This window comes from 'Santalum album' aster yellows phytoplasma, assembly GCF_018283495.1.
Taxonomy (GTDB): domain Bacteria; phylum Bacillota_I; class Bacilli_A; order Acholeplasmatales; family Acholeplasmataceae; genus Phytoplasma; species Phytoplasma asteris.
Genome location: NZ_JAGVSK010000007.1, coordinates 1 through 20,167, shown reverse-complemented (window position 1 = coordinate 20,167; position 20,167 = coordinate 1). Strand labels below are relative to the sequence as shown.

14 protein-coding genes, 4 tRNA genes and 1 pseudogene are annotated in these 20,167 nt (G+C 28.1%); 5 read left to right on the top strand and 14 right to left on the bottom strand.

Annotation, left to right across the window (positions count from 1 at the left end):
- Window positions 1-23: 23 nt before the first annotated feature.
- Window positions 24-1,715, bottom strand: coding sequence for a ribonuclease J (locus tag KE631_RS01935; protein WP_212509187.1), 1,692 nt, complete (start codon window positions 1,713-1,715; stop codon window positions 24-26).
- A 192-nt stretch (window positions 1,716-1,907) separates the two neighbouring features.
- Here KE631_RS01935 and KE631_RS01930 point away from each other — a divergent pair, with 192 nt between their 5' ends.
- Window positions 1,908-2,714: an HAD-IIB family hydrolase gene (locus KE631_RS01930; protein WP_212509186.1), complete on the top strand. Its 807-nt coding sequence runs from the start codon at window positions 1,908-1,910 to the stop codon at window positions 2,712-2,714.
- 147 nt (window positions 2,715-2,861) lie between these two features.
- Here the strand turns inward: KE631_RS01930 and KE631_RS01925 are convergent.
- From KE631_RS01925 to KE631_RS01880, 10 genes and pseudogenes are all read right to left on the bottom strand, one after another.
- Window positions 2,862-2,936, bottom strand: a tRNA-Gly gene (locus KE631_RS01925).
- A 20-nt stretch (window positions 2,937-2,956) separates the two neighbouring features.
- Window positions 2,957-3,033 (bottom strand) — tRNA-Pro (locus KE631_RS01920).
- Between the two features lie 24 nt (window positions 3,034-3,057).
- A tRNA-Arg gene (locus KE631_RS01915) sits at window positions 3,058-3,134 on the bottom strand.
- A 14-nt stretch (window positions 3,135-3,148) separates the two neighbouring features.
- A tRNA-Glu gene (locus KE631_RS01910) sits at window positions 3,149-3,224 on the bottom strand.
- Between the two features lie 322 nt (window positions 3,225-3,546).
- Window positions 3,547-4,410: a DegV family protein gene (locus KE631_RS01905; protein WP_212509185.1), complete on the bottom strand. Its 864-nt coding sequence runs from the start codon at window positions 4,408-4,410 to the stop codon at window positions 3,547-3,549.
- 336 nt (window positions 4,411-4,746) lie between these two features.
- Window positions 4,747-6,435, bottom strand: coding sequence for a ribonuclease J (locus KE631_RS01900; RefSeq protein ID WP_227807086.1), 1,689 nt, complete (start codon window positions 6,433-6,435; stop codon window positions 4,747-4,749).
- Between the two features lie 1,300 nt (window positions 6,436-7,735).
- Complete coding sequence (locus tag KE631_RS01895) at window positions 7,736-8,506, bottom strand: ABC transporter permease subunit (RefSeq protein ID WP_212509183.1); 771 nt, start codon at window positions 8,504-8,506, stop codon at window positions 7,736-7,738.
- A gap of 227 nt (window positions 8,507-8,733) precedes the next feature.
- Window positions 8,734-9,612, bottom strand: a pseudogene (locus KE631_RS01890) (substrate-binding periplasmic protein); the annotation flags it as partial.
- 12 nt (window positions 9,613-9,624) lie between these two features.
- Window positions 9,625-9,966: a hypothetical protein gene (locus KE631_RS01885; RefSeq protein WP_212509182.1), complete on the bottom strand. Its 342-nt coding sequence runs from the start codon at window positions 9,964-9,966 to the stop codon at window positions 9,625-9,627.
- A gap of 1,093 nt (window positions 9,967-11,059) precedes the next feature.
- Complete coding sequence (locus tag KE631_RS01880; RefSeq protein ID WP_212509181.1) at window positions 11,060-12,841, bottom strand: AAA family ATPase; 1,782 nt, start codon at window positions 12,839-12,841, stop codon at window positions 11,060-11,062.
- Window positions 12,842-13,490: 649 nt separating this feature from the next.
- Here KE631_RS01880 and KE631_RS01875 point away from each other — a divergent pair.
- The 4 genes from KE631_RS01875 to KE631_RS01860 are packed head-to-tail and all read left to right on the top strand — an operon-like array spanning window position 13,491 to window position 17,806.
- Entirely contained in the window at window positions 13,491-14,744 is a 1,254-nt protein-coding gene (locus tag KE631_RS01875) for an ABC transporter ATP-binding protein (protein ID WP_212509180.1), read from the top strand.
- Window positions 14,738-15,586: an ABC transporter permease gene (locus KE631_RS01870; protein ID WP_212509179.1), complete on the top strand. Its 849-nt coding sequence runs from the start codon at window positions 14,738-14,740 to the stop codon at window positions 15,584-15,586. The genes KE631_RS01875 and KE631_RS01870 overlap by 7 nt, the downstream gene beginning before the upstream one ends.
- Window positions 15,576-16,580 (top strand): ABC transporter permease, encoded by a 1,005-nt coding sequence (locus KE631_RS01865; RefSeq protein WP_212509178.1) that lies wholly within the window; start codon window positions 15,576-15,578, stop codon window positions 16,578-16,580. Before KE631_RS01870 ends, KE631_RS01865 begins: the two co-directional genes overlap by 11 nt.
- The gene (locus tag KE631_RS01860; protein ID WP_212509177.1) at window positions 16,577-17,806 is read left to right on the top strand and encodes an ABC transporter substrate-binding protein; all 1,230 of its coding nucleotides are present in this window, start codon (window positions 16,577-16,579) and stop codon (window positions 17,804-17,806) included. The genes KE631_RS01865 and KE631_RS01860 overlap by 4 nt, the downstream gene beginning before the upstream one ends.
- A gap of 103 nt (window positions 17,807-17,909) precedes the next feature.
- On the opposite strand, the gene KE631_RS01855 is transcribed toward KE631_RS01860, so the two are convergent.
- The 3 genes from KE631_RS01855 to KE631_RS01845 all read right to left on the bottom strand — a co-directional run.
- Window positions 17,910-19,022, bottom strand: a complete 1,113-nt coding sequence (locus KE631_RS01855; RefSeq protein WP_212509176.1) for a hypothetical protein — start codon at window positions 19,020-19,022, stop codon at window positions 17,910-17,912.
- 227 nt (window positions 19,023-19,249) lie between these two features.
- Window positions 19,250-19,486, bottom strand: coding sequence for a hypothetical protein (locus tag KE631_RS01850; protein ID WP_212509175.1), 237 nt, complete (start codon window positions 19,484-19,486; stop codon window positions 19,250-19,252).
- Window positions 19,483-20,167 (bottom strand): ATP-binding protein (locus tag KE631_RS01845; protein WP_212509174.1); only part of this gene is annotated, 685 nt, incomplete at its 5' end. The genes KE631_RS01850 and KE631_RS01845, both read right to left, overlap by 4 nt.

Below are 20,167 nucleotides of genomic sequence, written 5' to 3'. Positions count from 1 at the left end.
TGAAAAAATGCTATAAACTACTTTTAAACTGTCAAAATAATAGGAATAATAATTGGATTTCTCAAAGTAATTCCGTATATTTTAGAGGCAAGATAATCAACGATAATTTTGTTTAAAGTCTCTTTTTGCACTTCATCTTGTTTAATAGCAGTTTCAATACTATTTTTAATATCATAAGAAATTTGTTTAATCATTTCTTGATTATCTTTCATATAAATAAAGCCACGAGAAACAATTGTTGGTAAATTAAGGACTTTTTTTCTTTTTAAATCAATACTCATAACAACAGAAAATAAGCCTTTTTCACTCAGACTACGACGTTCTTTTAGGATGGCATTGCCCACATCGTCTATTCCAGAAGCATCGATAAAGACGTTGCCTACATTCGTTTTTTGGGTAATGGCAGCTTTTTCAGGAGCTAAGTTTACCATTTGTCCGTTTTCCAAAATAAAAATATTACTTTCTGGAATACCACATTCTAGAGCTAAATTTTTGTGTGCAATTAACATGCGATGTTCGCCGTGAACTGGAATAAAATATTTAGGCTTGGTAAGCGAAAGCATCAATTTCAGGTCATTTTGGTTACCGTGTCCTGATACGTGAGTGTTAATTAAAGGTCCGTGAGTGATGACGTTGACATTTTTTTTGAAAAGTAAATCAAAAATTTTATTAATGTTTTCTTGGTTGCCAGGAATGGGAGAAGAAGAAAAAATGATAGTATCTTTGGGACTTAACTTAATTTGTCTGTGAGTGTTGTTAGCAATTCTGCTTAAAGCTGCTAAGGGCTCTCCTTGTGAGCCGGTGCAAAGCAAGATAATATCGCGATATTTGTGAATGTTATTACTTGTGACAAGGGTGCCTTCAGGAATGTTAAGATAGCCATGTTTTTTGCCAATTTCCAAAGCTTTTTCCATGCTGCGCCCAAACACTGCAACTTTTCTTTTAGTCTGAATAGCAGCTTCTACAATTTGTTTGATGCGGTAAAAATTAGAAGCAAAAGTAACAATAATGATGCGGTCTGCAATATTTACAAAAAGTTCATTAATGGAAGCCCCAATAGTACTTTCGGATTGGACCAACCCAGATTGCTCGGCATTAGTAGAATCAGAAAGCAGGCACAAAACGCCTTCTTGTTTAATCTTGATTAATTTATCATATTGCGCTTCTGGACCTACTGGAGTATAATCAATTTTAAAATCCCCAGTATAAAAAATATTGCCGTATTTGGTGTTAAAAACGATCCCAAAAGTGTCAGGAATAGAGTGGTTAAGTCTGATGAAAGACACATTTACTTGATGGCTAAATTCGTATTTGGTATCATGGCTGTATTTTTCTATTTTGGGCAGGGCGCCAATTTCTTTATGCTCTGCTAATTTATGTTCTAACAAATAATATGCAATCCCTGAGACAAAAATTTTAGGAATACGCACTTTTTTAAGCAAATAAGGAATGCCTCCAATATGATCTTCATGTCCGTGAGTAACAAAAAGCCCTACAATACGCGATTCGTTTTTCAATAAATAATCATAATCGGGAATGACGTAATTGACTCCTAACAAAAAATCATCTGAAAACAAAATCCCTGAATCTACAATAAAAATTTGCTTGTGAATTTCAAAAACATACATGTTTTTCCCAACTTCACCAAGCCCTCCCAAAGCAAAGAAAGAAACATCGGAATTATAGTTATTAATCTTTGGGTCTAAATTATTCATAAAAATTATTCTCCTTTAAATCTCATTAAAATCAATAAAAAACTGTCAAGGTTTCCTATTTTAACGATTATTACTACCTATATTATAGTATAATATAAGCAACAATTGTAATTAATTATTGTATAAAATTAATATTTTTAGCAAAAAAGACATTATAAATTATATTCATAAAGAAAATAGGTAATAAAGTTTATGAAAAAACTAATTTTTTTTGATATTGACGGCACTTTAAGAAGTAATAAAAATAAAGCTATTTTGCCTCAGACAAAAGCGTTAATCAAAGAGCTTTCACAAAGTCCTAATGTAGTTTTAGGAATTGCTACAGGCAGAAGTTATGCTAGATTAGGAGTTTTAAAAGAATTAAGACCTTTATTTAAATATTTAGTTTTGTGCAACGGCGCTCTTACAATGCAAGCACAAAAGACGCAAGAAGAAAAAGTCCTTAATGAGGTTTGTTTTGACCAAAAAGATGTTATGCAAGTTAAAAAAGCAGCTGCTACAAATGGAATTGCTTTAACTCTTTTTACCTTAGACCAAATTTTTGCCATAGATTTACAAAACAACCAAACACTCAACAATATTAGCAGTTTTAAAGGGGAACAAAAACTAGTTCTAAATGATGCTTTTTTTGAGCAACAAAAAGTTTATCAAATGGTATTATTACATGAAAAAGAAAACGATAAAGAAAAGATACAACAATTTTTAAAAGATATGCCCCAATTAAAAGCTTACTTTTGGGATAGTGGTTTTGTTGATATAATGTATCAAAAAATAGACAAATCATACGGAATTAAGCAAATTAAGACTCTTTATCCCGATCATCAATTAATTTGTATGGGAGACGGTCCCAACGACTTTGAAATGCTTAAATTAGCTGATGTGGCAATTACTATGGGAAATACCAAAATAGAAGATTTAAAAAATATTGCTAATTTTGTAAGCCCTCATATTGATGAAGACCGCATGTATGATTTTTTTAAGACTAAAAAAATAATTTAATAGTTTGAAAGAAAAGTTGTAACAATTTGTTGCAGCTTTTTTTGTTGTGTTAATATATAATAAAAGTTAAACCGCTTATCTCATCAATAAGCGGTTTAACTTTTTAGTTTATAGTTTTATTTTATATTTATTATGGGGAATAATAAATGGAGCGGGCGATGGGAATCGAACCCACGTCTTTAGCTTGGAAGGCTAAGGTAATGGCCATTATACGACGCCCGCATAGATAGTTAATTAAGGAATGGTCGGGAAGGCAGGATTTGAACCCGCGACCTCCTGGTCCCAAACCAGGCGCTATACCAAGCTAAGCTACTTCCCGTTAATTGCATTTATGATGTTTTAATGGCACACCCAAGAGGATTTGAACCCCTAGTCTTCTGATCCGTAGTCAGATGCTCTATCCAATTGAGCTATGGGTGCTTTTTTGATCAAATTGGTGACCCGTACGGGATTTGAACCCGTGAATGCATGCGTGAAAGGCATGTGAGTTAACCGTTTCTCCAACGGGCCTAATATTTTTTATTTATACCTTGGAATAAATCATAAAGCACAAATAAAAATAATCTCTTAAAGTGGCATCAAAATAAAATAAGTTATTCAAAAGTTTTTTTAATTTTAACCAATAATTATTATACCAACATTTAGCCAAAAAGTCAAATAATAAAATTGTTTTATGACAAATATTTGCAAAATATGTATTATTGCGATATTTTGGTGTAGAAATACAGTCGTGCAGGAACCCAACAAATACATTTTGCAAGAATTAAGGAGCAAGAATTAATATTTATACTATTTTTCAATTTTGCAAAAACTTTAATAATGGAAAATGGTACTATTTTTGAAATTTAGGTTTTCTAATAATTCCTACTCCAATAGCGCTGTCTCCTACATGACACCCAACAACAGGAGTTAAAGGGATTTGTACTAAATTTTTTAAGCCTAATTGGGTTTCTAAAACTTGTTGAAACTCGTTTTTTAATTCAGGGTGACCTGTAAAAATTAAATGGATTTGATAATCATGATTTTGGATATATTCTTTGATTTTAGAAGTTATGGCTAAAAGTGCTTTGTGGGAGCTTAAAGTCTTTTTAATTAAGGCAATTTTGCCATCTTGTTGAACTTGCAAAATGGGATTTATTCTCAAAAGGCGCCCCAAAAAACTTTTTACTCCTACTAAACGTCCATTTTTAATTAATTGTGTAAGCTTTTTGGTCATAAAAAAAATGGTATTATTTTCTTTAATGAAATCTAAATGCTTAACAACTTGTTCTAGGGATTTGCCTTCTGCAAATAAACGATAAGCTTCTAGGGCAAAAAAACCTTCACAAAAACAGACAGTTTTAGTGTCATAACAGTGTACCTCAATTTTATCTGATACCATTTTTCCTGCTTGAATAATAGCATTATAAGTGCCGCTTAAAGCAGAAGATAGCGTAGTTACAAAAACTTTTTGATAACCTTGTAAAGCTAACTTTTCAAAATAAACTACCATTTCGCCAACCGATACTTGCGAAGTTTTAGGCATAAAATCAGGGTTGTTTTTAAACATTTGATAAAATTGATCGTATTTCATGGTTTTACCATCAATATATTCTTGATCGTCGATTAAAATTTTGATTCTAAGAATGTCAATATCACAAGAATGCGAGTAATAATCGAGACAACTAGTAGAAGTGGTTGCAACTTTTATTTTCACATCATTCTCCTTTAATTTGCTTTAGGGATGCCAATTATTTGCCATATAAAGGTTTTTGGTAATGAAAAATATTTGGAATATAATTAAAATATCAAAAGAAATTAGTATTAAAAATAGATGTTAGTGGGTTGTAATTAGGGTTTATTTGGGGTGAAGTAGTGCAAAAATGAAAAATACAAAAATTAAATTGTCAGATTGGTCAAATTGGAAAAACAAAAGAGCAAAAAACAAAAGGAAGGCACAACAACAATAAATTAACTTTTTTATATTGAATTATTGTTTTTTGACAACTTTCTTATTATTTTGTATCGTATTTATTTGTATTTATTATTCGTTTTATTCACTTTTAACACTAATGAAAATAGGAATAACAATAGGTCTTTTTTTAGTTTCTTTGAATAAAAATTTAACTAATGATTCTCTAATATTTTTTTTGAAATCATTCCATTTAAGATACTTTTTTTTCAAAAAAATTTCACTTTTTTCATCAAAAATAGCTTTTAACTTAGGAAAAATATGACTAGTTTCAGAATCTGCCAAAAAGCCTTTACTTACTAATTGTGGAGCACCTACTATTTTTTTGTGTTTAGCATTAACATTGGCAACAACAATTACAACTCCATCCGCTGCTAAAAATTCACGGTCTTTCATAATAAAATCTTGCCCACCAATAACGGGAGTACCATCAATTAAAATTTCTGTAAGAACACCAGTATTAGATTCGGCAAAGGCATCTTTTTGTGGGTCACAATGCCAAATACTGCCATTTTCTAACAAGAAAGTTTGGTTGAGTTTGAATCCTAAACTTTGGGCAATTTTTTGCACTTGATATTGATGACGATATTCGCCCATAACAGGAATAATGTATTGAGGTTTTAAAAAATTAAGCATCAATTTGAGGGTTTTTTCATAATCATTGGAACAAGCGTCTAGGTCTTTTACCAAAACATGGGCTTGAATATTGTGGCGTGACAAAAGATCTAGGGTTTGAGATTGCATTTTGGCAATTCCTGCCATTTCTTTGGACATTAACAACACTAAATCTTGGGGCGTTAAATGAATTAAAGTGTCTGTTTTTTGACACATTTTTTGCAAATGAAACAAAGATTCAAAATGTTTACCTAGCACAAAGACAACTAATTTTGGATGTTTTTTGGAGTCTTCTAGTGTTTTTAATTCCACTAAATTGAAGGAAGGCACTTTTAAAAAACCTTTTTTCAAAGCAATATCAATAATTTTTTCACTTTTTCTACCTAAAAAAGTTATTTTAAAATTAAGTCTACATGCCAAATCCACTATGGATTGAATTTTTAACAAATCAGGCATCAAAGAAGGAATAACAATAATACCTTCGGATTTAAGCAAGTGATTGCTAAAATAGTTATTCAATTTGTGCTCAAAACTCGATGCATCATTATTATGCGCAGATGTGCTAAAAGCCCCACGACAAGAAGGCAAAAAGGCAAGTACTTTGGGTTGTGCTAATTGAGCTAATCTTGTAAAATTAGTTTGAAAAAATTTATTTTTAGAATGCAATAATTTAAGGTCGCCAGAGTAAACGATGCTACCTCGTTTAGTTTGAAAAACCATTCCCAATGTTTCAGGAATCAATTGCGATGTAGCAAAAAAAGCCACTGCCACATCATCAAAAATAAGTCTTTCATCGCTTTTAACGATTTGTAGATTAAAATTGCGGTAATTAATTTTATGACTTTGAAAATGCGCTTTTAGAACTTGCATCGTAAAATAAGAAGCATAAACAGGGATATCAAAATCTTTCATCAAGTAAGGCAAGGCACCCAAATTGGTTTCAAAAGCTGATGATAAAAAAACGCCTTTAATCTTGTCTTTGATATCTTGTAATTTGTAATAATCAGCAATCATAGAATCGATGCCATAAAGAGCGGTATTGGGATATTTTAGTCCAGCATCAAGTAAAAAATAAGATTCGTTAATTTGCAAGACGTAAAAATTTTTTCCACTTTCGCCCAGTCCTCCTAAAGCAAAAAATTTAATGTCATTCACTTGGAACCTCCAGTTTGTAATTTGAAAATTATTCATAATTAAAGATGAAAATAATTTCTTGAAATATTTTGAAAATTAAAAATTAAAAAAATAAAAATTGGGATTGAATTGGGATTGCAAATCCGGAATTGAGCATTGAAAAATATATTTAGGTTTGGTTTTTGGTTGTTGTTGGCATTGTTGAATTATTTAGTAAATATTTTTTCGTTTTGTCAATTTAGATGTTTTTGCAAAAGCGGGATTGGGATACGATAATGCCGCATTTATTTAATTTATCAATAAAAGACTTGCAAAATGCCCAAAATAAAAATCAAACAGCAATTGCAATTCAATAAATTAAATGCAATAAAAGACTTGCAACAAATGCACGAAAACTTTTAGGAAACTTGCTTGTATTTTATTGTAGCAAAAATGTTATTTATTAGGTTAAAAGTATTTTATAAGAGTAAAAATCAAATTTTGAATAATTAAAAATATTAGCCAGAAAGAAAAAAGAAAAGAAATATCATAAAAAATATTAGGTGGATTATTGATGGTTTTGGGCAATTTGATAATAATTTTAAATCATTAACAAAAAATATTTTTTCAGTTTTCTTTGGTTTTTTCAAATATTGCATTTTTTATTGGATATGAAAATCTCCAAAAGCAATTTTTTATTGATAAATATTTTTAATAATTTTCAAAATCATAAATAATTGAAAAAATAATTGACTTTGGGGTAAAACAGTTTTTTGAATTATTTATAATTTTTAAACTTTGCTTATATTTTTTTTGCCAAAGAAATTGATTTTGAGGCGGATTGTAAAAAATAAATTTTTTGCAAATATTTAGTTTTAGATTTAGATTTGATATTAAAATCTAGATTATAACTTTTTTACAAGTTAATTTTAATATTATTGTTAGTATTAATTTGGTTTTTAAAATAAGCTGAATTGTTGCTTTTGATTTGAATCATTATTTTTGATTTAAAAATTTAAACACCCAATCAAAATACTAAATATTATCTAATATACCTATATTATACTAAAAAAATAATTTTTAAAAACGCATTTTTGCCTTAAAGTTGACAAAAGAAATTATTTATGTAGTAAAAACCTAAATAAAGTGCGTAATTACTATTTGGTTATTTGTTACAATTTTGACTCAAATAATGAAGACCCACTAAAAAGCGGGTCTATTTTTTGAAAATTGACAAAAATCTCAATTTTGTAATGATAAGAATAGTTGTTTTGCAACTTGTAATTTTAATATTATTAAATATTATATTTAATTTATAATTATTTTATCATCATTTAAAAATTTAAACACTAATCACAGGTTTAAAAGAAGGGTTTAATTTTTTTTCTAAATATTTAGCCAAAGCATTAGTACACTGAATTAAAACCAAATAAATTATGGAAAGAAGGACAAAAGGAGTTATGACATCAGCAGTAATTCCCATATTCCGATTAACAATCCAGCCCATTTCAACAAGCCCAATAAAAGCAAAAAAGGCACAATCTTTAATATTGGTAATAAATTGAGTTATGACAAAAGGAACTGATTTTTTTAATGCTTGCGGAAAAATAATATTGTAAAAAGTTTGTCTTTGAGTCATTCCCAAAGAAAAAGCAGCCTCAATTTTTCCTTTATCAACAAATTTAATATTTTGCATTAAAATCATAGTAAGACTTGCACCAGCATTAAGAGTAATTACAAATAATGCAGCATGTATTTGGTTAATTTGGGGAAATCCATCAGGAAATAAATCAGGCATAAAGCCTTTACTAGGCCACCACAAACTAGTAGAAAACCATACTAACATTGCTTGAGCTGCAATTGGCACTCCTTTTAATAACCAAATATAAGTATCAACATATTTAGAAATCATTTTATAACATGTTTTTACAAAAGTGTTATTAGTTCTTGTATTTGTTACTTTAATCTTTGTGCCTACTAAAAATAAAGCTAATAAAAAACCTATTAATAAGGCATCAATACTAATTAATAAGGTATTATATAACCCTTTTTTATAAGATGAGAAATTATAACACATTTTTTGCCACAAACCTAAAATTTTAATATTTCTCATTTTATAAGTAGCATTATAAACTCTATCTTCAAATTCTTTTAATTTGTCTCTAATGCTATTAAGTTTTTTTCTAAACGAATTATTTCGCTTGTTTCTTTTGTATTTTCTTGTTCATTGCTACTTCTTGTAGTTGTTGCTAAATTATTAAATTCTTTTTCTTCTTCTTGGGTTCTTGTGTTTTTTTCTTGTAATTTTGTGTATCTATCTTTAACATTTTGTAATTTGGTTTAGTCTTTGTCTAAACATTGTTCCAAAGTATCAAATTCTAATTTAATCTCTTTTAATGCATCAAATCTTTCTTGGGCTTCATCAATTTTTTGTAGATTTCCAAGAATAAATTTATCTAAAACTTTAAATAAAGTACTAAATTCTTTTTCTTCTTCTGGTTTTGTTGTATTTTTGCCTTTTAAATCTTTGTATCTAGTTTCTTGGTCATTTGTTCTTTTCTCTTTCTTTAATTCATGCAATCTTGTAAGAATATATTTAAGATCTTCAATAACATCTGTATCTTTTCCATCTTTGTCTTTTAAATATTCTAAATTAAATGTTTTCCTCAAAGCATCATTAACTTCTTTTTGTCTTTTGGTATCGCCTTTTTTAACAACAACTCCTACACCATTAGGACCTGATTGCAATTGAGGATCAGTTGAATCAAGAATAAAATACTTTAAATCTTTGTCTCCTTCAGTATTATAATGTGCTATTACATCATCAACTACAAAAATATCTGCTTTATTATTTCTAATAAATTCTAAATTAGGTCCAATATCATCTGAAGAAGTTTCTTTTTTGATAATATCTCTATTGTTTAATAATTTTTTAATATAACCTTTACCTAAAAAATCTGTATCAGTAGCACTAGCAGTAACAGCTATAAAAGTAAATGATTTTTCTTTGCCTTCCTTTTTGGCATTTTCATATAAATTGTCTAAGTGAGCAAATAAATCTTTATCTTTGACTCTTGCTTTGTGTGCAAAAAGATTAGATTCAAAATCTTTATTGTCCCTTCTTACTACAAATCCATTCATAGGAACATTATATACAATACTAAAATCAACTTTGGCTTTTCTATCCTCAGTAATAGCAAGACATGAAGCAGTTATATCGGCTTTACCTGTTTAAATATCGCCTAATAATCCTGCAAAAGTATTAATTGTTAATTCTAATTCTTTACCTTTTTGTTTGGCAATTTCTTTCAATAACAAAACTTCAAATCCAGTTAAACGTTCATCTTCTAAAGTAAGATGGCTATCTGAAACCGAAGCATCCTCATCAGATTGCACACAAACAGGACCCATTCCTACAAAAATACCTCCTTTAAGAGCATGAGGATTGGAATGTTTCTTAGCAAAAACTTTAATATGCAACCACAATAACAAAAAAAAACAAACAGCTACCAAAAAATAATTAAAATACCAAAATACCTTATTTTTAATTAAATATTGCTTTACTTTCGACAAAAAAGATTTTACCTTATTAAAAAAATTAATACAAATATCACTAATATCGCTAATCATAAGTCAAGTTAATTATCTCCTTTTATACGGTTTTATATGTTTTTTTATGTTTTGAAAATATCTTTATATTTTTAAATATACAATCATTTTAAATAACTATTAATAATTTTCTTTTTGCTATATTGCTATGTTGGTTTTCTTTTTTTCTTGTGTTTTTGGGTTGGTATTTATTTATAGATAAAAAAAATAGCATAACAACGATAACAAATAAATGGTTTTGTTAAATAGTTTTTAAAATAAAACTAAAATAGGCAAAATGAAAAATTGGAAAAATAAACAAAAAAGTAAGTTAGGACAAAATATAAAAAATAATTAAAAATCTAATAAATTAAAAATAAAACAGTTGTAAATATAAAAAAGATTGTGAAATGAAATAATAAATGAATAAATATTTAGCTTTCCCAAAATAAGTAAAAAAATGCAAATAATGAAAATCAACATTAAAATAAAAAAATTAAATAAAATAAATTGATATTATAAATAAATGTTATAAAAATAGCCAATTGATAAATGGCTTTTGGGCTTTATTAAAATAGTATCATAATTATAAATAATTACTTACTAAACAAATGAATTTATATAATTATCTAATAATTAATTTATAAGACCGTATAATCGATAATTAATCATTGATAAAAAGATTTTGAATATTAATGTTTTTACGCAATTTATTGCTCCCTAAAGCTTTTTAATATCATATAAGCGATTTGTTGGGGGTTTTGTTGTCATAATTATTATAAATGTATCAAAAAAGATAAATATTTTTGAAATTGTTTTTAAAATAAATGATTATTTTTATTTCTACAAATCATCAAAGTATTTATTACTAGATATTATACAATAATTTTTGTCTTTTTGCAAATATTAATTAATTATGCAGTTTTAAGGGATATAAAAAAATAAAAAATATAAAGTAAACAAAATAAAAAACCCATCAATTAAGACGGGTTTATTAGGGTATTAAATTGTAAAAAAGTATATAAAAGATTTGTTTTTTGTAATGTAATTATTGATTATTATCCCTAGAGGAAGTTGGTTATGGAGTTGAAGTTTCTTCTTTAAATTCTAATTTTATTTTGTATTCTTTTTTCTTATTTGATTGTGTTTCTTTAACTTCATTAGTTTCTTTAACTTCATCAATTGAAATTGTTTTTGTATAAAAATATGTATTTTTTGCAACAACAAAAGCATCTTTTCCTAAATTTTGTGTAGCAAGTTTGCCACTTAAAGTTTGCCATTGTGAATTAGGATTTTTGTTATCTTTATCATTTGGTTCTTCTTTATATTTTTCAATAATTTCTTTAGCTGCATTATAACTAGCTTGAATAATTGCATTAATTTCTTTAGCTTGAGTATCATTATCCAAACTAAAATCCATACTTTCCGAACCTAATGACATTCCAAACTCTTTTACCATTTTAGTAGCAATAGTACGCACCTTTTTCAAATCATCACAACAACCAACACTAACGCTAGTTTCAAATACTTCTTCAGCTGCACGTCCTGCCAAAGTAGTAATCATTTGTTTTAATAAATCTTGTTTAGTTAAAAGTTGATCGGCTTGTTCGTCTTCATTACTAGCAGAAAAAAAGATAGTATATCCTGCTGCTTGTCCTCTTGGTTTAGCAGTTACACGATGCACATCAAACCCTAGAGCATGAGCTACTATGGCATGTCCTAATTCATGATTAATAACTCTTTTTTTATCTGCTTTAGAGATACTTTGTTTTAATTCAGGACCCATTAAAATTAAATCCATAGCATCATAGATATGCAAAGGTGTAATTTTGTTTGGGGAATTAGTATCTTTGGAGGCTATCTTTTTAGCTTCTTTCACTAAAGAATTAATATCTGCAGGAGTAAATTTAGATCCGTGCAAAGTTTTTGCCACTTGTTTTAATTCATCATCTAAAGAATAATTTGTTGTTTCACTGTTTTCTCGTTTCATAAAAGCTATAAGTAAGGCTTCGGTTGTTGTTAAATCTGGAGTACCTAAATAAATGTGCTTCCCTAAACGCCCTTCTCTAATTAAGGCATCATCTAAAAAATCTTTACGATTAGTTGCTCCAATAACAATAGCTTGCGGAGTTTTTTCATCTGAATCTACTCCATCAAGTTGAGTTAACAAAGCATTAAGAGTACCTGAATGTTCTTGAGCGCTTTTTTCTTTGCTTCTTTCAGCTCCAATAGCATCAATTTCATCAATAAAGATAAAATAATAACTCTGTCCACTTTGTTTGGCAGTTTCTTGAGCTACTTTAAACAATCCTCTTACACGAGCTGCTCCAACTCCTATATATTTTTCGACAAAATCAGAGCCAGTAGTAACAAAAAAAGGAGCTTTACCTTTAACAGAACCCGCTAAACATTTAGCTAAATAAGTTTTTCCTGTTCCTGGAGGACCGTACAATAAAACTCCTCTTGGTAAATCTTTACGAGGCAAAGGGTTCACTTTATTTGCATCATCATCATCTACTGCTGAAATATATTCTCTTAACTCGTTTTTGACTTCATCATATCCAGAAAAACTATCAATATTAAGATTGCCTTTGGGCATGTATTCTTTTTCTTGTGCCCACATAGTATCTTCTTGGGTTTCTTTTCCCATAGTCTTAGAAAAATTTTTAGATCCTTTATCAGATCCTTTAATTAAAACAAACAGAAAGAAAATCACCATAATATTTACAATAATAGTGATTAAATTAGTAGGAATTGCAAAATAATTTTTAGGTTTTTTGGGCGGAATTGGATAATTTGGCGGATTTTGCGGTTGATTATCTGGTTCAGGATATTCAAATCTTTGCGGTTCCCATTTCATAATATACCTTCCTTTATATTTTTATATATTAATTAGTTAGTTTAATTGGGTTTATTTTTTTAGTGCATTTTTTTAGTAAATTAATTTGAAATGATAAAAAAATTCCAACATAAAATTTTAATGACAATAAACAAATTGACAAATACCAAAAAATAAACATAATAAGAATCTTTATAAGCATTTATCCAACAATTTTTAATTATTTGAATCAATATTTGCAAAAAAATCATTTTACTATAATTTTCTTAACACATTTATTTTAACAAAATTTATAGATATTATAACAATATCAGCAAAAAAAGCACTTTTTATGATTGCAATTTATTAATTTTATGATAAGCTAAAATTAGCAATAAATAAATTTGAAATATTAAGAGATTTTGGTCCTTTTTGATTGTTTATTGTTGTAATTTTAATTACTCCTTTTTTATTTTGTTATAAGTTGATTATTTTGCTTTATAATTATTTTATTGACTAACTTATTACATTTAGTTTATCGACTATTTTTTTATATTTGATAATTGCTAATTAAACAACAATTTACAACTTAAACTTATAAATTATAAACTTAATTACAAATTACAATTGCAATTACGATTATAATTATAATTATTAACTTTATTTCTCCAAAAAAGATAGGTATCAAATCATGAAAACATTAATTATTTTAAAAGATTTAACCAAAGTATTTGACAATCAATTAATTTTAAGAGGCATAAATTTAGAAATTAAACAAAATGAATTTGTCACTTTATTAGGTCCTTCAGGTTGTGGAAAAACTACTATTTTACGTATTTTAGGCGGTTTTGAAAGCCCTAGTAGTGGAGAGGTTTTATTTCAAGAAAAAAGCATTTTAAATGTAGCTGCTCACAAAAGACCAATTAATACTGTTTTTCAAAAATACGCTTTATTCCCTCATTTAAATGTCTTTGAAAATGTAGCTTTTGGTTTACGTTTAAAAGATTTTAACTCCAAGATTAAAGCTAATTTAGCTCTTAATAAAACTCATTATCAAACTAACAAAGCCAATTTATCAAAAACTTTTCATCAAGAATTAACCAAAGATTTAACGCAAGAAAAAACTACCCAAATTACACATAACTTTAACAATCAAATTGAAACTTTAACCAAAGATTTTGAAGCAAAACAAACTGCTCTTAAATGCAAAAAAATAAACAAGAAAGAGCAAGAAGAACAAATCCAAAAAGAAGTATTAAAATACCTTAAAATTATGGGTTTACAAGGACTTGAAAAAAGAACCATTGAACAATTATCAGGCGGACAACAACAACGAGTAGCAATTGCAAGAGCTTTAATTAACAAACCCCAAGTTTTATTACTTGATGAGCCTTTATCCAATCTAGATTTAAAATTAAAACAAGAAATGCAATACGAACTTAAAGAAATCCAAAAAAACTCAGGAATTACTTTTTTATTTGTTACTCACGACCAAGAAGAAGCATTTACTATGAGCGATAAAGTAGTTGTCATGAATCATGGCGAAATTCAACAAATAGGAAGTCCTGAAGATATTTACAACGAACCTGCTAATCGTTTTGTAGCTCAATTTGTAGGAGAATCCAACTTAATTAAAGGAGTGATGAAAGATGATTTTTTAGTTCATTTTGACAATCAAACTTTTAATTGTGTAGATAAGGGTTTCCGCAAAGAAGAAAATGTAGATATTGTTATTCGTCCCGAAGACATTGATATTGTCTCCCAAGGAAAAGGCTTAATTACAGGTATAGTACAATCAATTATTTTTAAAGGCGTTCACTGGGAAATTGATGTTAAAACTGACAAAAGAACCTACACTATTCATACTACTGACCATGTTGAATTAAACAAACAAGTAGATATTACTTTTAATCCTGAAGATATTCATGTAATGGAGATTTGGTAATGAAAAAAACCTATACTTGCAAGGACAATCAAAAACTATACAGACTATTAATTTCGCCTTATTATATTATTTTATTAGGATTAATTATTTTACCTATGGGTTTTATTTTATTTGATTCTTTTCAAGATACTAACCAACAAAACGCATTTTTTGCAACCCGTTTTACTTTACAACACCATCAAGAATTTTTATCCAATCAATCATTTTTATACGTCCTTGCTAGATCAATTGCAATTTCTATTATTGTTACTTTTTGTGTCTTTATCATTGTCTATCCTCTATCCTATATGATTTCTCGCCTCAAAATAAAATGGCAAAGCTTTCTTGTCATTCTCATCAATGGCACTATGTGGATTAATATGATTATCAAAACCCAAGCATTAGTCCAAATATTTCATTTATTACAAAAAACTTTTAATATCAATCTTTTAGAAACTAATTTTGCTATGATTGTAGGACTTATTTATTTATTTTTACCATTTATGTTTTTGCCTATCTACACTGCAATTATCAAAATAAATCCCCAACTTATTCAAGCCTCCAAAGATCTAGGAGCAAACGAATGGCAAATATTGCAAAAAATTATTTGGCCCTTATCACTTTCAGGAGTACTTGCAGGCATTTGTCTTGTCTTTTTACAAACAGCAACTAATATTGTAGCCCCACGTTATCTCGGAGCAACTACCCAAATTACTATTGCTGAATTAATCGAAAACAAAGCTTTATTAAGTGGCGAAATCAAACAAGCTTGTGCAATTGCTATTCATCTTTCTTTAACAATGTTTTTGATTTTTCAAATGTTTAAAAAATTAAGTTTAGGAGAAAGCAAAGATGTCAATTAAATTATCTGGGGCAACCCCCCCCCAAACTGCTTCTACCAAAATCCCAAAAAAACCCAAAAAAACCATTACTAACACCTTATATATCATTTTAGTGTTAAGCTTTATTTATATTCCTATTTTATCTTTAATTATTTTTTCTTTTAACAAAAGCGAAGGCAGAATTGCATCTTTAGTTAATTGGCAAGGTTTTAGTTTTCAATGGTATTCTAAACTTTGGACTGACCAAACAGTTAAAACTGCTATCAAAATAACTTTATACATTGCTTGCCTAACTACTTTAATTTCTACTTTTTTAGGTACTTTTGCAGCTATTAGTCTTGCTCAAAGTCTTAACAAAAAATGGCGCAACATTGTTCTTAATGTAAGTAATTTTTCTATTGTTATTCCTGAAATTATTACTGCTTTAACATTATTTGTTGTCTTTGGTTTTATGGGTTTGGAATCTGGTTTTTGGAAAATGCTTTTAGCCCACATATCTTTTTGCACTCCTTTTGTAGTTATTACTGTCTATCCTAAAGTAATAAATCTTGACCCTCATTCTTTAGAAGCAGCCTATGATTTAGGAGCAACCCCACTCAAAGCTTTAACCAAAGTAATACTACCTCAACTTAAAGGAGCTATGCTTTTAGGAGCCACTCTTGCTTTTAGTCTTTCTTTTGATGACTTTATGATTTCTTATTTTGTAGGTGGTTCTGAATGCCAAAATATTTCTGCTTATATCTACAGCCTCAAAGGAACTATTAACCCAACTGTAAATGCTTTATCTACTATTTTAATTATTATTGCTAGTTCTAAAATTATCCTTAATTCCATCCAATACAACAACCAAAAACAAAACCAAAGGAAAAATGCCAAAATAGAAGCAGAGGCAAATAACAATGAAAATGAAAGTACAAATGGAGCTACAACAATAACTACAAACAAAACCACAACCACTAACACAAAAACAAGCGCAAATACAAACACCAATGAAAACGAATTTAATACCAAATGAAAAAGACAATTAAAACTGTAGCAACAACATTACTTTTCATTTTAACAACAACTTTTGTTATTCTTATTATTCTTAATCTTAAAAACAAAAATATACTTCCCCAACACCAAGAAGAACAAACATTAACATTATTTAATTGGGGCGAATACTTAGAACCTAGCATTATTGAAAAGTTTGAAAAAGAAACTCACATCAAAGTTAAACAAGTTCTTTTTTCTTCTAACGAACTTGCAGTTACCAAAATTAAAAGTAAAAACCAATATGATCTAGCTATTTTAAGTGAATATGCAATTGATCAATTAAGACAAAGCAAAATGTTAGAAACAATAGATAATGGTAAATTAATATCAGAAGAGAATACACATTATTGTAAATTAAACAAAGCCCTCCAAGACAAACTCCCTTCTGAATTTAACAATTACGCCGTTCCTTATTTTTGGGGCAAAGTAGTTATTCTTTATAATAAAAACAAAATAACTCAAGATCAAATTAATGAACTCAAAGATTCAAATAAAGGTTTTAAATATTTAAAAGACACCAATTTAAAAGTAGCTTTATGCAATAACGCTCGCGACGGTTTAATGGTAGGTCTAAAAGCTACTGAAAGACAAATTGAAAACCCTTCCTCAGATGACTTAAATGAAGCCAAAAAATGGCTCTTAGAACTAAAAGAACAAAAACCTAACTTAGCTTTTATAAACGACCAATTAATGGACCGCATGAAAAATAAAAATAACGAATACTATAATATAGTTATTGCTTATTCAGGAGATGCTAATTTTTTAAAAGAACAAAATAATAATCTAGATTATTTTTCACCTACAGAAGGAACCAACGTTTGGGTTGATGCTTTGGTAATGCCTAAAGGAAGCAAAAAAACCCTAGCTTATAAGTTCATCAATTTTTTAAGACAAAAAGAAAATTACGAAAACAATTTAGCTTTTACTAAATATAATTCTCCTTATGATGAATTAGAAACTTTTCCAGGAATTCCCAAAATAGAAATCAAAGATAACGATGAAGTTTACAAATACGACCAAACCACCCAAAAAACCATCAATACTTATTGGAACGACATTATTGCTTTTCCCAGCCAAAAAGATTATTGGCTATTTATCTTAAGTTTTTTCATTTTTTTAGCTATTTTTATCATATATTTCCATCATAAATTCAAAAATAAATTACGTTTAGACCAATTGCCCCAAAAAATAAAAACTTTAATATAATTTGTTCTAACCCCAAATATTAATCAATTAATATTCAAAAAACCAACTTAAAAGTTGGTTTTTCCTTTATAAATGAAACAATTAAAACTAATTTGGTATTCAATTAATTATTTTTTTCCATTTTTTTTATATAAAGATAAATTGCAATAATAAAAACAGCCAACAACAAAATAAATAATATATAGGCAAATATTTTTATATTGTAAATGTGTGTGTCATAAGTTTGAGATTGTAAATCACCCACATCAGCTACTTTATTATTGGTGTGAGGCAAATAAACTTTATTTTTTTGAGTATTTTTATCCACTAAAACATTTGTAAGAGGCAATATTGGTTCTACATTACTACTTTTATCCCAAGTATAACGATGTTGCCAATCAACTACTTTATTATTTTCGGTACTTGTTTCTAAATAATGTCTTTGGGATGTTTGTCTACCATTTTTATCATAAGTAGCATCCCAAGTATCATAATGTTGCCAATCAACTACTTTATTATTTTCGGTACTTGTTTCTAAATAATGTCTTTTAGAAGTTTGTCTACCATTTTTATCATAAGTAGCATCCCAAGTATCATTATTTTTCCAATCCACTAATTTATCTTTTTCAGTACTTCCTTGCAAATAATGCCTTTCTAATAATTGATTATCATTTTTATCATAAGTTTTATCCCAAGTATCATGATGTTTGTAATTAACTAATTTATTATTTTCGGTGCTTTGAGCTAAAAAATATCTTTTAGATGTTTGTCTGCCATTTTTATCATAAGTAGCATCCCAAGTATCAGGATTTTGCCAATCAACTAATTTATTATTTTCGGTGCTTTGAGCTAAAAAATATCTTTTAGATGTTTGTCTACCATTTTTATCATAAGTAGCATCCCAAACATTATAATGCGTCCAATCAACTACTTTATTATCTTGCTTACTTTCTAATTTGTAATGTCTTTGTGCTATTTGATTTCCATTGGTATCATAAATTGCATCATAAGTATCAGGATTTTGCCAATCAACTACTTTATTATCTTGCGTGCTTTCTTCTAAATATTTTCTTTTTTCTATAACTCCAGTAGCTAAATTTTCTTTTAATGGATTATTTGGATTATTTGCCCAAACTGTAATTATATTTCCTAATAATAAAATAAAAATCCATAATGCCAATAACAACAAGCACACCTTAACCAATAAAAAATGCTTGGGTTTTTCTAAATTATTCACTTTGTAAAAAAACTCTTTTCTAATATGGCAATTATAAATAATTCCAACTTGAAAAAATTGCTATTATTTATTTTAATTATACAATTATCTCTTATTTTGTTTTTTATAATTGTAATAGTAATTAAATACTATGTAAAATTATTATATCGTAAAATAGATAAAAATATACTTAATTTTTATTAATATTTCTTTGATGTAATGCTTTATAAATTATTATATATATTATTTTATTGTGGGATAAAACCTAAAACTGATAAACAAACTTCTTTTAAGTCTTGAACTTCAATTTGTGTGTGTTTGTTTCTACACATATTAATACAAGCATCATTAACAAGTGTTTCGATGGTACGATTAGAACGCTTCATAATGTCATTTTCAATTGCATCATTAACATTTTGGGTGAGATAATTTAGTGAATCATCAGAAATTGGGTTTTTACAGATATTTTTAACTAAGAATTTCATAAAGTCTTTGTGTGGTTCTTTTTCGAGGGTTTAACTTCAATTTTGTAAGTAAATCTTGATTTAATGGCATCTTCCATTTTATCTAAATAATTTGTAGCTGCAATTAAAAATATGGGCTTAGTTGGGTTATTTTTTTCGCTAGTTAATTCTTCTTTGAAAGCCGTAACAGCTTCACTTTGTCCTTTATGATGCTCACGTATTTGTGTAAGATCAACCAAAACCTCTTCACATTCATCAACAAAAATGATAGCACCACCGTGTTTATCAGCAATTTTTCTTGCACTATCAAATAAAGAATGTACTGCCTTTACACTTTCTCCTACATATTTTTGAGCAAAATCAGCACCAGTACATTTAGCAACATATTTAAAATGAGTATCTTTCATAAAACAATTAGCAAAAAAAGTTTTTCCAGTGCCAGGAACTCCATATAATAACATTCCTTTGGGAGGATCTATTTTACCTTTACCTTCAAACATTTTGGCATTTGTAACAAAATCTAGTACTTTTTGAGCTGACAATTTTTCTTCTTTCATTCCAAATAAATCATCCATATATTTTTGGTTAGGATTAAAATTGTTTAATTCAAATTGAACTGGCGCATGGAATGCATCTATAACACTCCATTTGGGAGTTGAAGGTGATTTTTCAGATAAAGATGGAGTTTGTGTTATGGTAGGT

What these genes read in the sequence shown, in the direction of transcription:
- KE631_RS01935 (WP_212509187.1), bottom strand. Translation starts at nt 1,715, where the DNA reads ATGAATAATTTAGACCCAAAGATTAATAACTATAATTCCGATGTTTCT.
- KE631_RS01930 (WP_212509186.1), top strand. Translation starts at nt 1,908, where the DNA reads ATGAAAAAACTAATTTTTTTTGATATTGACGGCACTTTAAGAAGTAAT.
- KE631_RS01895 (WP_212509183.1), bottom strand. Translation starts at nt 8,506, where the DNA reads ATGAGAAATATTAAAATTTTAGGTTTGTGGCAAAAAATGTGTTATAAT.
- KE631_RS01880 (WP_212509181.1), bottom strand. Translation starts at nt 12,841, where the DNA reads ATGAAATGGGAACCGCAAAGATTTGAATATCCTGAACCAGATAATCAA.
- KE631_RS01875 (WP_212509180.1), top strand. Translation starts at nt 13,491, where the DNA reads ATGAAAACATTAATTATTTTAAAAGATTTAACCAAAGTATTTGACAAT.
- KE631_RS01865 (WP_212509178.1), top strand. Translation starts at nt 15,576, where the DNA reads ATGTCAATTAAATTATCTGGGGCAACCCCCCCCCAAACTGCTTCTACC.
- KE631_RS01860 (WP_212509177.1), top strand. Translation starts at nt 16,577, where the DNA reads ATGAAAAAGACAATTAAAACTGTAGCAACAACATTACTTTTCATTTTA.
- KE631_RS01850 (WP_212509175.1), bottom strand. Translation starts at nt 19,486, where the DNA reads ATGAAATTCTTAGTTAAAAATATCTGTAAAAACCCAATTTCTGATGAT.